At 65.9% G+C, this 12354-nt stretch carries 11 protein-coding genes; 1 reads left to right on the top strand and 10 read right to left on the bottom strand.

Annotated elements, in window-relative coordinates:
* Positions 1-5: 5 nt before the first annotated feature.
* From ACWRN3_RS12475 to ACWRN3_RS12430, 10 genes are all read right to left on the bottom strand, one after another.
* The gene (locus tag ACWRN3_RS12475; RefSeq protein WP_476740808.1) at positions 6-1220 is read right to left on the bottom strand and encodes an MFS transporter; all 1215 of its coding nucleotides are present in this window, start codon (positions 1218-1220) and stop codon (positions 6-8) included.
* Positions 1217-1990: a DeoR/GlpR family DNA-binding transcription regulator gene (locus ACWRN3_RS12470; protein WP_476740807.1), complete on the bottom strand. Its 774-nt coding sequence runs from the start codon at positions 1988-1990 to the stop codon at positions 1217-1219. Before ACWRN3_RS12470 ends, ACWRN3_RS12475 begins: the two co-directional genes overlap by 4 nt.
* 48 nt (positions 1991-2038) lie before the next feature.
* Entirely contained in the window at positions 2039-3721 is a 1683-nt protein-coding gene (locus ACWRN3_RS12465; protein ID WP_476740806.1) for an ABC-F family ATP-binding cassette domain-containing protein, read from the bottom strand.
* 24 nt (positions 3722-3745) lie between these two features.
* Positions 3746-5734, bottom strand: a complete 1989-nt coding sequence (locus ACWRN3_RS12460; protein ID WP_476740805.1) for a penicillin-binding transpeptidase domain-containing protein — start codon at positions 5732-5734, stop codon at positions 3746-3748.
* Between the two features lie 72 nt (positions 5735-5806).
* Positions 5807-7249, bottom strand: a complete 1443-nt coding sequence (locus tag ACWRN3_RS12455) for a phytoene desaturase family protein (protein ID WP_476740804.1) — start codon at positions 7247-7249, stop codon at positions 5807-5809.
* Positions 7242-8705, bottom strand: coding sequence for a glycosyltransferase family 87 protein (locus ACWRN3_RS12450; RefSeq protein WP_476740803.1), 1464 nt, complete (start codon positions 8703-8705; stop codon positions 7242-7244). Before ACWRN3_RS12450 ends, ACWRN3_RS12455 begins: the two co-directional genes overlap by 8 nt.
* 48 nt (positions 8706-8753) lie before the next feature.
* On the bottom strand, positions 8754-8885 hold the full coding sequence (locus ACWRN3_RS12445; RefSeq protein ID WP_476740802.1) for a hypothetical protein: 132 nt from the start codon (positions 8883-8885) through the stop codon (positions 8754-8756).
* 344 nt (positions 8886-9229) lie between these two features.
* The gene (locus ACWRN3_RS12440) at positions 9230-9364 is read right to left on the bottom strand and encodes a hypothetical protein (protein WP_476740801.1); all 135 of its coding nucleotides are present in this window, start codon (positions 9362-9364) and stop codon (positions 9230-9232) included.
* A 155-nt stretch (positions 9365-9519) separates the two neighbouring features.
* Entirely contained in the window at positions 9520-10104 is a 585-nt protein-coding gene (locus ACWRN3_RS12435; RefSeq protein WP_159629414.1) for a histidine phosphatase family protein, read from the bottom strand.
* On the bottom strand, positions 10101-11609 hold the full coding sequence (locus ACWRN3_RS12430; protein WP_476740800.1) for a CCA tRNA nucleotidyltransferase: 1509 nt from the start codon (positions 11607-11609) through the stop codon (positions 10101-10103). Before ACWRN3_RS12430 ends, ACWRN3_RS12435 begins: the two co-directional genes overlap by 4 nt.
* Positions 11610-11817: 208 nt before the next feature.
* On the opposite strand from ACWRN3_RS12430, the gene ACWRN3_RS12425 reads away from it, so the two are divergent.
* The gene (locus ACWRN3_RS12425; protein WP_159629410.1) at positions 11818-12318 is read left to right on the top strand and encodes an NUDIX hydrolase; all 501 of its coding nucleotides are present in this window, start codon (positions 11818-11820) and stop codon (positions 12316-12318) included.
* Positions 12319-12354: the final 36 nt, after the last annotated feature.

The following is a 12354-nucleotide window of genomic DNA, read 5'->3' as shown; positions in this document are numbered from 1 at the left end:
AACGGCTACTCCCCTTCAGCCGACTCCGGTTCAACTGGCAGGGGCCTGGCAGCTCCCGCAAGGAGCAGTGCCAACAGGATGGGTGCCATGATTGCCAGCAACGAAGTATGGATGCCGATCAGGTCGCCGAGGTAGCCGAGCAGGGGCGGTCCCGCGAGGAACGATATATACCCCAAAGTGGATACTACGGAGACACGCGCTGCTGAGTGCTTCGGGTCGTCGGACGCGGCGGACATGCCCATGGGGAAGGCCAGGGCGGCACCTACTCCCCACAGTGCGGCACCGACCCCGGCCAGCCAGATGTTGGTTGCCAGCACGAAGAGACCCAACCCTGCGGCCGCCGCGGCCATGCTGGCGCGCAGTACCGCTACCCGTCCATATTTGTCGATGACCCGGCCGCCGAGGAACCGCATGGCTGTCATGGCCAGGACGAACAAAGCGAACATGAGGGCGCCGGTGGATTCGGAGGTTGCGAGCCCGTCCACCGAGGCCTTGGCGATCCAGTCGTTGCCGGCCCCTTCGGTAAGCGTGGCGCCGAGGACCACCACACCAATAAGCAGGGTCCTGCTGTCCCGCCAGGCGGACGGTCCCTTGGCTTGTTTTGGCTCCCCGTCCACAGGGGCCGTTGATATGTGGGGGAGGAAGTAGCGCGGCACGGTCAGCGCCACCAGCACCACCACGGATGCGATCACCATGAGGTGCAATGGCAGGTCCACGCCGAGGGTTGACAGCCCCGCTCCCACCAGGGCGCCTACGAAGGCGCCGCCACTGAAGGCTGCGTGGAACTGGGGCATGACGGTGCGCCTGAGCTTGTGCTCCACGTCAGCACCTTCGATGTTTTGCGCCACATCCCAGAGGCCAATTCCAATGCCGAAGGAGAACAGTGACACGGCCGTTCCGGGAATGGATGTTGCCAGGAGTGACATGGCGATGCCCACGCCCGCGGCCGCCGCCAGGAGTCCGGCAAAGCGGACCGTGTTGGCCGTTCCTATCCTGCCCACCACCAGGCCGGCGGTGGGCAGCGCGAGCAGGGAGCCCACGGCTGTGCACAGCAGCAGTGTGCCCATTTGGCCGGAGGTGATCTGCAGCGTCTGGGTGACGGCAGGGATCCTGGCGGCCCAGCTGGCAAAAACAAGCCCGTTGATGCCGAAAACCACGAACGTTGCCACAGCGGCAGCCTTCAGGCCTGCCTGCTGTTCCGTACCGGTGCTGGTGCTCATACGCTCACTACTTCCACTGAGTATTTTTCGAGTTCGGCTTTGTCCTGCGCGCTGAGTGTCCGGTCTGTCACGATGACGTCCACGCGGTCCAGGGCGGCCACGAGCACCCTGGCATGCGCCTGCCACTTTGCAGCCGTGGCGGCCACCACCACCCGTGCTGCTGATTCCAGGCCGGCTGTCTTGACCGCAGCATCGTCAAGGTCGTGGGCCAGGAGTCCGTCCTTGACGTCCACGGAACAGGGCGTGAGCACGGCGGTGTCAAAGCGAAGCGACCTGATATTGGACTCGGCCAGGGGTCCGCGGAAGCAGAGTTCACCGGGCACCACGCTGCCCCCGGGCAACAGCAGTGCCGGGCGTAAACCATCGGCGCCACCGCTCCCGGCCGCCGCGTTAAGGGCCTGCAGGGACATGGGCATCAGCGTCAGTTCCCTGCCGGCCACGGCCCGGGCCACCGCGGTGGCTGTGCTTCCGCTGTCCAGCCAGACGTGTTCGCCGTCAGCCAGGAGGCCGGCGACGGCAGCCGCGACACGGCTCTTGCCGTCCTGCTCCTCCAGCTCGCGCTGGCCGTAGCCAGGGTTTTGCCCCTGCCCGATGAGGCTCCTGGCGCCGCCGTGGACCCTTCTCAGCACGCCGTGGCCGGCGAGTACTTCGAGGTCGCGGCGGATGGTCGCGCCGGAAGCGCCGCACGTTTGCATCAGCTCTTCCACGCTTGCCTCTGACTGCCGCCGGAGGACCTCGGCTATGGCACGGTGCCGCTCATCCGTCTTCATGATCAAATGCTATCAATTTTTGATCAATTGATCATGGAGATGGAGGGTTTAGCGGGCGCGCTCTACCCGCTGCTCGTCCCACACCGGTTCCGGAGACTCGTAAACTTTCCCGTCCGAGCCAAACACCAGGAACCGGTCGAATGTCCGCGCAAACCAGCGGTCGTGAGTGACCGCCAGGACGGTGCCTTCGAAATGGTCGATGGCCCGTTCCAGCGCCTCGGCCGAATGCAGGTCCAGGTTGTCCGTGGGCTCGTCCAGCAGGAGCAGTGTGGCCCCGCTGAGCTGGAGGAGCAGAATTTGGAACCGCGCCTGCTGGCCGCCGGAGAGGGACTCATACTTCTGTTCCGACTGCCCCGCCAGGCCGTAGCCGTCCAGCGCGCCGGCGGCCGCCTCACGGCCCAGCCCGGACCGGTGTTCATCCCCGCGGTGCAGGATTTCCAGCAGCGTCTTGCCCAACAGGTCCGGACGGACATGGGTCTGGGCGAAGAATCCGGGCCGGATCCGGGCACCAAGCTTCACGGTTCCCTCATGCGGCACCTCGGCGATCTCCACGTCGGAGACTGGCAGGTGCTCGCGTTCGGGGTCGGTGCCGCCGGTGGCCAGCAGCCGCAGGAAGTGCGACTTGCCGGAGCCGTTGGAGCCCAGCACACCCACGCGGTCACCAAACCACACTTCGGTGGAGAACGGTTTCATCAGCCCGGTCAGCTCCAGCCTTTCCGCCACGATGGCCCGCTTGGCGGTCCGGCCGCCCTTGAGCCGCATCTGGACGTTCTGCTCGATGGGGAGCGCCTCGGGCGGCCCCACCTCCAGGAACTTGGCCAGCCGGGTCTGCGCCGCATGGTACCGATTGGCCATGTCAGAGCGGAAGGCAGCCTTGTTCTTGTACATGTTGACGAGTTCCTTGAGCTTGATGTGCTCCTCGTCCCAGCGCTTGCGGAGCTCCTCGAAACGCGCGTTCCGGTCCGCGCGGGCCTCCACGTAGGAGCCGAAGCCGCCACCGTGGATCCAGGCCGCAGCGCCGTTGATTCCGGGCTCCAGGGTGACAATGCGGCCGGCAGCGTTGTTCAGCAGTTCCCGGTCGTGGCTGATGAAGAAGACCGTCTTCTTCGACTCATTCAGCTTTTCCTCGAGCCAGCGCTTGCCCGGGACATCCAGGTAGTTGTCCGGCTCGTCCAGGAGCAGGAGGTCATCCGGGCCGGCGAAAAGTGCCTCCAGCACCAGGCGCTTTTGCTCACCGCCGGAAAGGGTCGACGCAGGGCGGTGCTGCGCGCGGTCAAACGGTAGCCCCAGCGCGGCCATGCACACCTCGTCCCAGACGGTTTCGACGTCGTAGCCGCCGGCATCGCCCCAGTCCACGATCGCCTGGGCGTACCGCATCTGGGTGGGTTCGTCGTCGTGCTCCAGCATGGCCAGTTCGGCCTCGTCCACCTCGCGGGCAGCGGCCGCCAGGGCCGGGGGAGCGGCAGAGACCAGGAGGTCCCGGACGGTGGAGCCGTCCCGCACCTGGCCCACGAACTGCCGCATGATGCCCATGTTGCCGGAGCGGCCAATGACCCCTTCGTCCGGAACCAGGTCCCCCGCGATGATCCGGAACAAGGTTGTCTTGCCTGTCCCGTTGGGACCGATCAGGGCGGTCTTGGTCCCGTCCGGAACCTTGAAGGTCACCCCGTTCAGGAGCTGGGTGCCGTCGGAGAGGAAGTAGTCAATGCCGGAAACGTCAATATGGGCCACGCCGTCAATCTTCCCATGCCGTACCTAGCCGGCGGCGGTGAGGAACTGCTTCAGGAGCGGGCCGGAGGTGGTGGCGCCCAGGCCGCCGTCCTCGACGAAGACGGCCACGGAGAGGTCGCCGTGGACGGCCACGATCCAGGCGTGGGTCTTGGGCGGGTTCTCCGTGCCGAACTCGGCCGTTCCGGTCTTGGCTCCCACCGGAGCACCGGGGACGCTGGAAAGGAAGCCTGCGTGCCCGGAGGTGACCACGGCGCGCATCATGTCGGCCAGCAAGGCCGCCTCCGCTGCGGTGATGGGCTTGTCCGACGCCGTGGAGGGCGCCTCGGCCGTGGCCGTCGCCGTCGCTTCGGCTGCTGGAGCAGTGGATCCCGCCGTTGTCCCGGCGGCGGGAGCGCCGGCGTCGGGATTCAGGACAAGCTGGGCAGAGACCGGAGCACCCTTGGCGACAGATCCGGCCATGATCGCTGCTGCCAAAGGAGAGAGCAGCACCTTGCCCTGGCCGATCATGGAGGCTGCGTGCTCCGTGCCTTGGGCCTCGCCGGGAACGGACCCCAGGAACGCCTCCGCACCAAGTTTGGGCGCCTCAACGGCCACACCCATGGACGTGGCGGCCGCTTCAAGCTGGCCCTGTGAAACCGCGTCGCGCTGCGAGATGAAGGCGGTGTTGCAGGAGTGCGCAAAGGCGTCCCGCAGCGTGACGGCGCCCAGGGAGGTCTCGGGATAGCCTTCGGAGTTCTTGAAGGTCCGTCCGTCGACAGCGAGCGTTGGGGTGCACTGTACGGTGGAATCCGGCGTCATTCCGTTGCGGAACATGGCGAGGGAATCCACCATCTTGAAAATGGAGCCCGGGGCGTACTGCCCCAGCATCGCGGTGTTGTAACCGTTGCTGCCAGGCCCCGAGGCCGCTGCCAGAACGGCGCCCGTGGAGGGGCGGAGGGCCACTATCGCCGAGGCCGGCCCCACCTTTTCCAGGGTGGTTTCAGCCAGCGACTGCAGACGGGGATCGAGCGTGGTCTTCAACGGCGTCCCGGGCTTGGGCGCCACCTGGAAAAGGACCCGCCGGGGATCCGTCCCCGCAGACTGGATTTGTTCCCGGGTCAGGTCTGCCCGCTGCGCGCGGATCACGACGGCGTCTGATCCGCGAAGCTGTTCATCATACTGCTGCTGGAGCCCGCCGATGCCCGTCACGTCGCCGGCGGTCAGGGCACCTTTCGACGCGTCGATCTGTTCTGCGGTGGCTTCGCCGACCGAGCCAAGGACTGCGCGGGCAAACGTCCTGCTCGGGGCCAGGGGGATTGATGCCGGAATGCCGCGGGCGCCGGGAATGGCCTGGATCTGCTCATCGGAAATGGTCCGGCCTTCTTCACGCAGCGTGATCGCGGGAACGAAGGCCTGCGCCCCGGCCGCCTTTACCTGCTGCACGTACGCGGCCGGGTCCACCCCTACCAGTGCTGCCAGCTTTCCGGCGGAATCGGCAGGATCTGCGGCGCCCAGCTGGGGCTTGTCGATGCCCACATTCACCACGGGACGGTAGGTCACCAGCGGGACGTCGCCGGCGCCAAGGATGTCGGCGCGCTGGGGGGACTGGGATCCCTTGGTCACAATCTCGCTGTCCGCGAGGCCCGGCGCCAGGATGGCCGGGTCCCAGACGGTGAGCCATTTGTCACCGGACTTCTTGAAGTTGGCCGCGATGGTGTACTTCCACTCGGCATCGCCGAATTTCCAGGTGTAGTTCAAGGGCGCGGACGCCTTGTCTCCCTCCAGCGTCAGGGCACCGGGCTGGACCTCGGGCTTTTGCGGGTCCAGGCCGGCAAAGACCTGGTGCAGCTGGTCGTTGGCCGCGGCGGCATCCTTGCCTTCGAAAGCCACAGACCCTACGTCCAGCGCCGAAACCGCGCCGGCAAGCTGTTGTGCCGCGGCTTCCGCCCCGGATTTTCCGTCGTCGCAGGCCACCAGCGAGGTACCAAGGATGAGTCCAGCTATGGCAAGCGAAAGTTTTGTTGATTTCCCCATCGCGCCATTATCCCCCGGCCCGGGCACTGGAAATGCCATTCCCGGCGCCTGCACCGGCCGTCACCGGTACCTCTAGGAAAGCCCCAGATCCGGGACCGGCAGTTTGAAGATGTCCTTGAGGGCGTACTTTGCCGCGTGCATCCCGGGCATTCCCGTGACCCCGGGGCCGGGAGGTGTGGACGACGAGCAGAGGTAGACAGCCAGCAGCGGGGTCCGCCACGGGACGGGGGACACCACCGGCTTCTGGACAAGCCCGCGGACGTCCATCACACCGGCGCTGAAATCGCCCCCGATGTAGTTGCGGTTGTACTCAGCCAACTCCGCCGCGGTGATGACGTGCGATTCCACCACCAGGTCACGGAAGCCGGGCGCGAACCGTTCGAGTTGGGCCACCACCTGGCTGGTCATGTCCTGTGTTGAGCCGGAGGGCACGTGGCAGTAGGTCCACAGCGTGTGCCGGCCCGCCGGGGCGCGGCTGGAGTCGAAGCGGGAAGGCTGGGCCACCAGCACGTAGGGCCGTTCGGGATGGCGTCCGGAACTGACCTCGTTCTCCGAGCGGGCCAGTTCTGCACGCGTGCCGCCCACGTGCACCGTGCCGGCGTCGGAAAGCCCGGCGGCCTGCCACGGCACCGGCCCGGACAGGATGAAGTCCACCTTGCAGGAGCCGTTGCCGTAGCGGAAGCGCTCCAGGGCCCGCCGGTAGTGGGCGGGAAGGGCGCTGCCTGCCATGCCGAGCAGCCCCGCGGGGGCCACGTCCAGGAGGGTGGCGCGGGTGGCGGGAAGCTGTTCCAGCCGGTCGATCGGGGTTTCGGTGTGGATGACACCGCCGTGGGCCCGGATGTCATCGGCAAGTGCTGCCGCGATTGACGCCGAGCCGCCGCGGGGGATGGGCCATCCGCCGGCGTGCCCCAGGGCGCCGAGCATGAGTCCGGCTCCGGAGGCTGCGAGGGAGGGCAAATGGGAGATGGCGTGCGCGGCCACACCGCTGAGGAGGGCCGGGGCAAGGTCGTCCCGGAATCTGGCGTTCCACAACCCGGTCCCCTGTTCCAGGGTCCGCAGTCCATAGATCCCCGCGACCAGGGGGTTCCGGGGGATCCGGAGGAGCTGGTTCTGGGTGAAGTCCATGACATCGTCGATATGCCGGACCAGGGGTTCCATGAGCCGCCGGTAGGCGGGGCCGTCCTGCCCCAGTTCCACCGCTGTCCTGTCCAGCGATTTGTAGGCCAGCGCTGCGCGGCCGCCGTCCAGCGGCGAACCGAAGGAAATGTCCGGAGTGATGAGGTCCACCCGCCGGGGCAGCTCGAAGGCACGGAAGAAAGGGGACGCAATGGCCATTGGATGCACCGCGGAGCAAACGTCATGGAAGTGCTCCGGCTGCATCAGCTCCGTGGTCCGGGTTCCACCACCGATTTTGGCTGCAGCCTCGAAGACCTCCACTGAGAGCCCGGCCCGCGCCATGACCGCTGCTGCCGAAAGTCCGTTGGGACCGGAGCCTACTACCGCGACATCAGGCATGGGACCTTGCTTTCGGAGGAAGGAGCGGGGCGCCGGGCCGGAATGGCTTCAACCGGAACCGGTCCGGCGCATTCGCGAAAGGGCCGCCGTGCGGATCATCAAGGTGGTGCCGGCGGATGGGGTCGTACGCGGGGTCGTAGATATCCCAGACGACCCGTGCCATGAGGTAGCCCACCGCGGCCATGTGCGCAGCTACGGCGAGGACGTAGTAGGGCATGTCCAGGTTGTGCTGGGAGGAACCTGCGCTGGTCACCTGACCAAGGTACATCCAGATCGCCGCCCAGTGCAGGGCTTCGATGCCCTGCCACATTAGGAAGTCGCGCCACCGTGGCCGGGCCAGGGCCAGCAGCGGAATGAGCCACACGACGTACTGCGGCGAATAGACCTTGCTGGTCAGGATGAAGGCAGCCACAACCAGGAACGCGAGTTGCGCAAGCCGTGGGCGGCGGCGTGCCGTCAGGGCAACAGCGGCAATCCCGGCGCAGGCCAGCACAAAGAGTCCCGTGGACAGAACGCTGACGCCTTCAGCACCAAGCCCGGACCAGCCCAGCCGGTCAGCCACAAGGTTGTAGGCGAACCAGGCTGAGCTGTAACCGGCACCCCGGTCGGCGCTGTACTGGAAGAAATAGGCCCAGCCGGAGGGGTTTGCGACAGCGAAGGGCAGATTGACCACCAGCCACGTGGCAGCAGCACTGCCGGCGGTTACCAGCAGCGGGCGCCACCTTCCGGTACGGACCGCAAGCAGCAGGATGGCCCCCAGCACCAGGAGCGGATACACCTTGGTGGCTGTTGCCAGGCCAATCATCACTCCGGCGGAAACGAGGCGCTGCCGGGCAAAGAAGTACATCCCCAACGCAAGCAGGCACGCAGCCCAAAGGTCCCAGTTGATGGTTCCGGCCAGCACGATTCCCGGCGCCACCGCCACCATGGCGGCGTCCCAGGGACGCCGGCCGGGCATGCGGGCCGTCACCAGCACGGTGAGGATGGCAACCGCCGCCAGCAGGACTGCGTTGATGTCGAAGTAGGCCAGAGCCTGGGCGTTGATATCCCCACCTGGCACCAGCCATGCCGTCAGCCCCGCGATCAAACCGATGAGCACCGGGTATTCAAACTGGCTCCCACTGCCCAGGATGGGAAAGAGCCCCGCCGCCATGCCGCGGTTCCTGAACAGCTCCGGGAAGTCCGAATAGCAGGTGGCATAGAACTGTGTGGGCGTCGACCACCCGTTGACCCTGCAGTAACCCTTCAACAGGATCCCCAGCAGGGCCGCCAGCACCGTGAGGCCAATGAGCACCCGCTCCACAGTGAAAATACCCGGTGTGACCACGCCGGGATCAGCCCTGGTCCCCAGCGGGCCGCCGATCACCTCGGTGAAATTCCTCAGCAGGGAATCACTGCGGCTGGGCACCACGATGCGGGGCCGTCGTGCATCCTCCCGCGGCTGGGTCTCGTGCATGGAATCGAGCTTACAGCCGGCCCCTTCCCCCAGGTTCGGGGCCGGCTGTCAGCGCAGTCCGCCCAACTGCTGGTGCATCAGCACGAACACGTCGTTCCGGTGCTGCTCCAGCAGGGCACTGTTCAGGGAACTGCGGCGCTGCAGAGGCCGGGACAGGAGTCCCAGGATTCGTCGTATCAAGGGAGCCACCTCCTTTCTTTGATAATCAGGAATGAAAAAGGGCACCACAAATAAGCACCGTTTTAGGGCATAAAAGAGCATGCAAAAGGGTGCGGGAATTCCACAAAAGGAATCAGGGAAAATTGCACACATCAGCACAATCAGACAGGCCGCGGCGAAAGAGGCTAATGCGGAACTGCAAAAGCCGAATGCCAGGTTCTCCGGGCAAGGACCGTTCGAAGGCAGGGCACGTGGCTACGCCAGGAACTGCTTCAGGGAATCAGCGGAGAGCCGCAGCAGTCCGTTGCCGGCAGTAACTCGGCGGATACCGCAGCGGCAGTCCCGGCGGAGAAGGCTGGTGCCGGTTATCGGCGCCGCAGCAGGCCCGGGAGGGCGACAGGCCCACCCATGCCGGCATTGACCGGGGCAACGCGCGCGGAATCAGCAAAGGCCGGGAACGCATTGATGGTGGCATTCCATTCGCCAGTCAAAGTCATCATTATCCCAACCTCCTTTTCTGCTGTCCGCTGCGTGGATTGCGATGCGGTCTGGAGCCCAGGCGGATCACCGTGGGGTCAGGAATAAAGGTACCGCAGGCTTCCGTGAATTGCCAGCAATTTACCGGAAAAGAGTAAAACTTCCCGAAAAATAAGTTTTAGAGGCCCCAGCGGACAATAGCGGGTGTCTTCTTATCCCATCCCAGGGTGCAGACCTTGGCAGTCCCCAGGACAAAGTGCCGTCCCTCCGTGGGAGGCAATTCCAGCCAGCGGGCAGTCAGTATCCGGGAGAAATGCCCATGCGCCACGATCAGCACGTTATCCATCCCGGATTCCAGGATCCGGCCGATGATCTTGTCCGCCCTCGCGGCCACCTCGTCCAGGGTCTCGCCGTTGGGCACGCCGTGCGTCCAGATCAGGTAATCGGGGTTGTCCTTGCGGATCAGGTCGGAGCTGATGCCTTCGTAGTCGCCGTAGTTCCATTCCACGGCCAGCGGCTCGTGCCGGGCATCGGGGAATCCAGCCAACTCGGCGGTTCGCCGTGCGCGCCGCAGCGGGGAAGTGAGCACCAGGTCGAAATCGACGCCGTCCAGCACCTTGCGGGCCTCCACGGCCTGCTGCTCACCTTCCACGGTCAGCGGGAGGTCGGTGAGGCCGGTGTACTGTCCGCTCTTGGACCATTCAGTCTCACCGTGGCGGAGGATCCAGAGCTGGGGGCGCGGGGCTAGGGCGGGACTGGTCACTTGGACTCCTCAACGGGTGAAGGTTCGACGACGGCGGGAGAGGCTTCGGCCCCGGGTCCTGCAGGTGCTGATTCAGGCTGTTCGGCCCACCAGCGGAGCAGGCGCGCCTCCGCTTCCTCGGTGGGCAGCGGACCGTGCTCCATCCGTTCATTCAGAAGGAACTTGTAGGCCCGCCCCACCACGGGGCCCGGCTTGAGGCCCAGCAGCTCCATGATCCGGGCACCGTCCAGGTCCGGACGCACCGCGTCCAGGGACTCCTGTTCACGCAGGGCTGCGATCCGTGACTCGAGGTCGTCGTAGGCGAAGGCCAGGCGTTCGGCCTTCCGCTGGTTCCTGGTGGTGACGTCGGAACGGGTAAGCCGGTGCAGCCGCTCCAGCAGCGGCCCGGCGTCCGTGACGTAGCGGCGGACGGCGGAGTCGCTCCAGCCGGCGTCGCCGTACCCATAGAAGCGCATATGGAGCTCCACCAGCCGAGCTACGGCCTTGGTGGTGTCATTATCGAACCGCAACGCCTTCATGCGCTTGCTGGTGAGCTTGGCACCCACCATGTCGTGGTGGCGGAAGCTCACCGCGCCGCCCGGCTCGAAGCGGCGCGTAGCCGGCTTTCCGACGTCGTGCATCAACGCAGCGAAGCGGAGCACGAAGTCCGGCCCGGGTACGGGGCCCTGCGCGTCCGTTTCAAGCTCGGCCGCCTGTTCCAGGACCTGCAGGGAGTGCTGGTAGACGTCCTTGTGCCGGTGGTGTTCGTCGGATTCGAGGCGGAGGGCGGATACCTCGGGCAGCACATGCTCGGCCAATCCTGTCTCCACCAGGAGATCGATGCCCGTCCGCGGCCGGGCCCCGCACACCAGTTTGACCAGTTCGTCCCGCACGCGCTCCGCGGAAATGATCTTGATCCGGTCCGCCATTCCCGTCATGGCATCGCGGACGTCGTCGGAGACCGAGACCCCCAGTTGGGCGGCGAACCGTGCGGCGCGCATCATCCGCAAGGGGTCGTCGGAGAAGGATGCTTCCGGCGCTCCCGGCGTGGCCAGCACGGAGGCGTGCAGGTCCCGGACACCGCCGAAGGGGTCCACCAGCTCCATGGAGGGCAGCTTGAGCGCCATGGCATTGATGGTGAAGTCCCGGCGCAGCAGGTCATCCGTCAGGGAGGAACCGAACGCCACCACAGGCTTGCGGGAATCAGGATCGTAGGCCTCTGCCCGGTAGGTGGTGATCTCGATCTGGAAACCGGCCTTGCGCATGCCGATGGTGCCGAAAGCCCGGCCCATCTCCCAAAAGTTGTCCGCCCATTTCTTGACCAGGGCCACGGTCTGGTCCGGTGTGGCGTCCGTGGTGAAGTCGAGGTCGGGGGATGTCCGGCCCAGGAACAGGTCGCGCACGGGACCGCCCACCAGGGACAATTCGTGGCCGGCGTCCACGAAGCGCTGCCCGAGCTCCAGGACCACCGGGGGCACCTTGAAGTCGACAGTGTGGGAATCAATCTTGTGATGTGCGTGCGCCATAGTTCCTTAAGCTTGGCAGAAACCAGCGCCTTGGCAGTCCAAAAAAGCGTCACGATCCGCGCTGATTCGTCTTCCCCTCCGGAAAGTGCGTCATATCCCGTCCATGTTGGTGTCATGTTCCGGTCATCACGGGAGGGCAACAGTCGTTAGAGTGGACTCCATGGCCCATCCAGTACCGAGCGCTCCAGGCAGGAGGACAAACGCACCATTGCCGTCGGCAATCGGTGCGCACGTTGCCCCTGCCCAGCAGTCGGCACCGGCATCGCTGCCCACGGTGGAGGAAGTGTCGGCGGGCGGCGTTGTGGTGGACACGTCCGACGCCGAATTGAGGGTGGCGATTATCGCCCGCCTTAACAGGGGTGGACGCCTCGAGTGGTGCCTGCCCAAGGGCCATCCGGAGGGCAAGGAAAACAACGAAGAGGCTGCGGTCCGGGAAATCGCCGAGGAAACTGGCATCGAGGGCATCATCCTGGCACCGCTGGGCAGCATCGACTACTGGTTCACCGTCAGCGGCCACCGGGTCCATAAGACCGTGCACCATTACCTGCTGCGTGCCACGGGCGGCGAGCTGACCATCGAGAACGATCCCGACCAGGAAGCCGTGGATGTGGCCTGGGTGCCGATCCAGGAGTTGGCCCGGAAGCTGTCCTTCCCCAACGAACGCCGCATCGCCGACCTCGCCCGTGAGGTCCTGCCCGGACACCTTTAAGCCCGGACGCCGCCGTCGCCGTTGCGGTGTTAAGTG

Source organism: Pseudarthrobacter sp. rb (assembly GCF_056389225.1).
This window is presented reverse-complemented; position numbering and strand designations above follow the sequence as displayed.

Coding starts and splice junctions, on each gene's coding strand:
- ACWRN3_RS12475 (WP_476740808.1), bottom strand. CDS start 1,220: ATGAGCACCAGCACCGGTACGGAACAGCAGGCAGGCCTGAAGGCTGCC.
- ACWRN3_RS12470 (WP_476740807.1), bottom strand. CDS start 1,990: ATGAAGACGGATGAGCGGCACCGTGCCATAGCCGAGGTCCTCCGGCGG.
- ACWRN3_RS12460 (WP_476740805.1), bottom strand. CDS start 5,734: ATGGGGAAATCAACAAAACTTTCGCTTGCCATAGCTGGACTCATCCTT.
- ACWRN3_RS12455 (WP_476740804.1), bottom strand. CDS start 7,249: ATGCCTGATGTCGCGGTAGTAGGCTCCGGTCCCAACGGACTTTCGGCA.
- ACWRN3_RS12450 (WP_476740803.1), bottom strand. CDS start 8,705: ATGCACGAGACCCAGCCGCGGGAGGATGCACGACGGCCCCGCATCGTG.
- ACWRN3_RS12440 (WP_476740801.1), bottom strand. CDS start 9,364: ATGATGACTTTGACTGGCGAATGGAATGCCACCATCAATGCGTTCCCG.
- ACWRN3_RS12430 (WP_476740800.1), bottom strand. CDS start 11,609: ATGGCGCACGCACATCACAAGATTGATTCCCACACTGTCGACTTCAAG.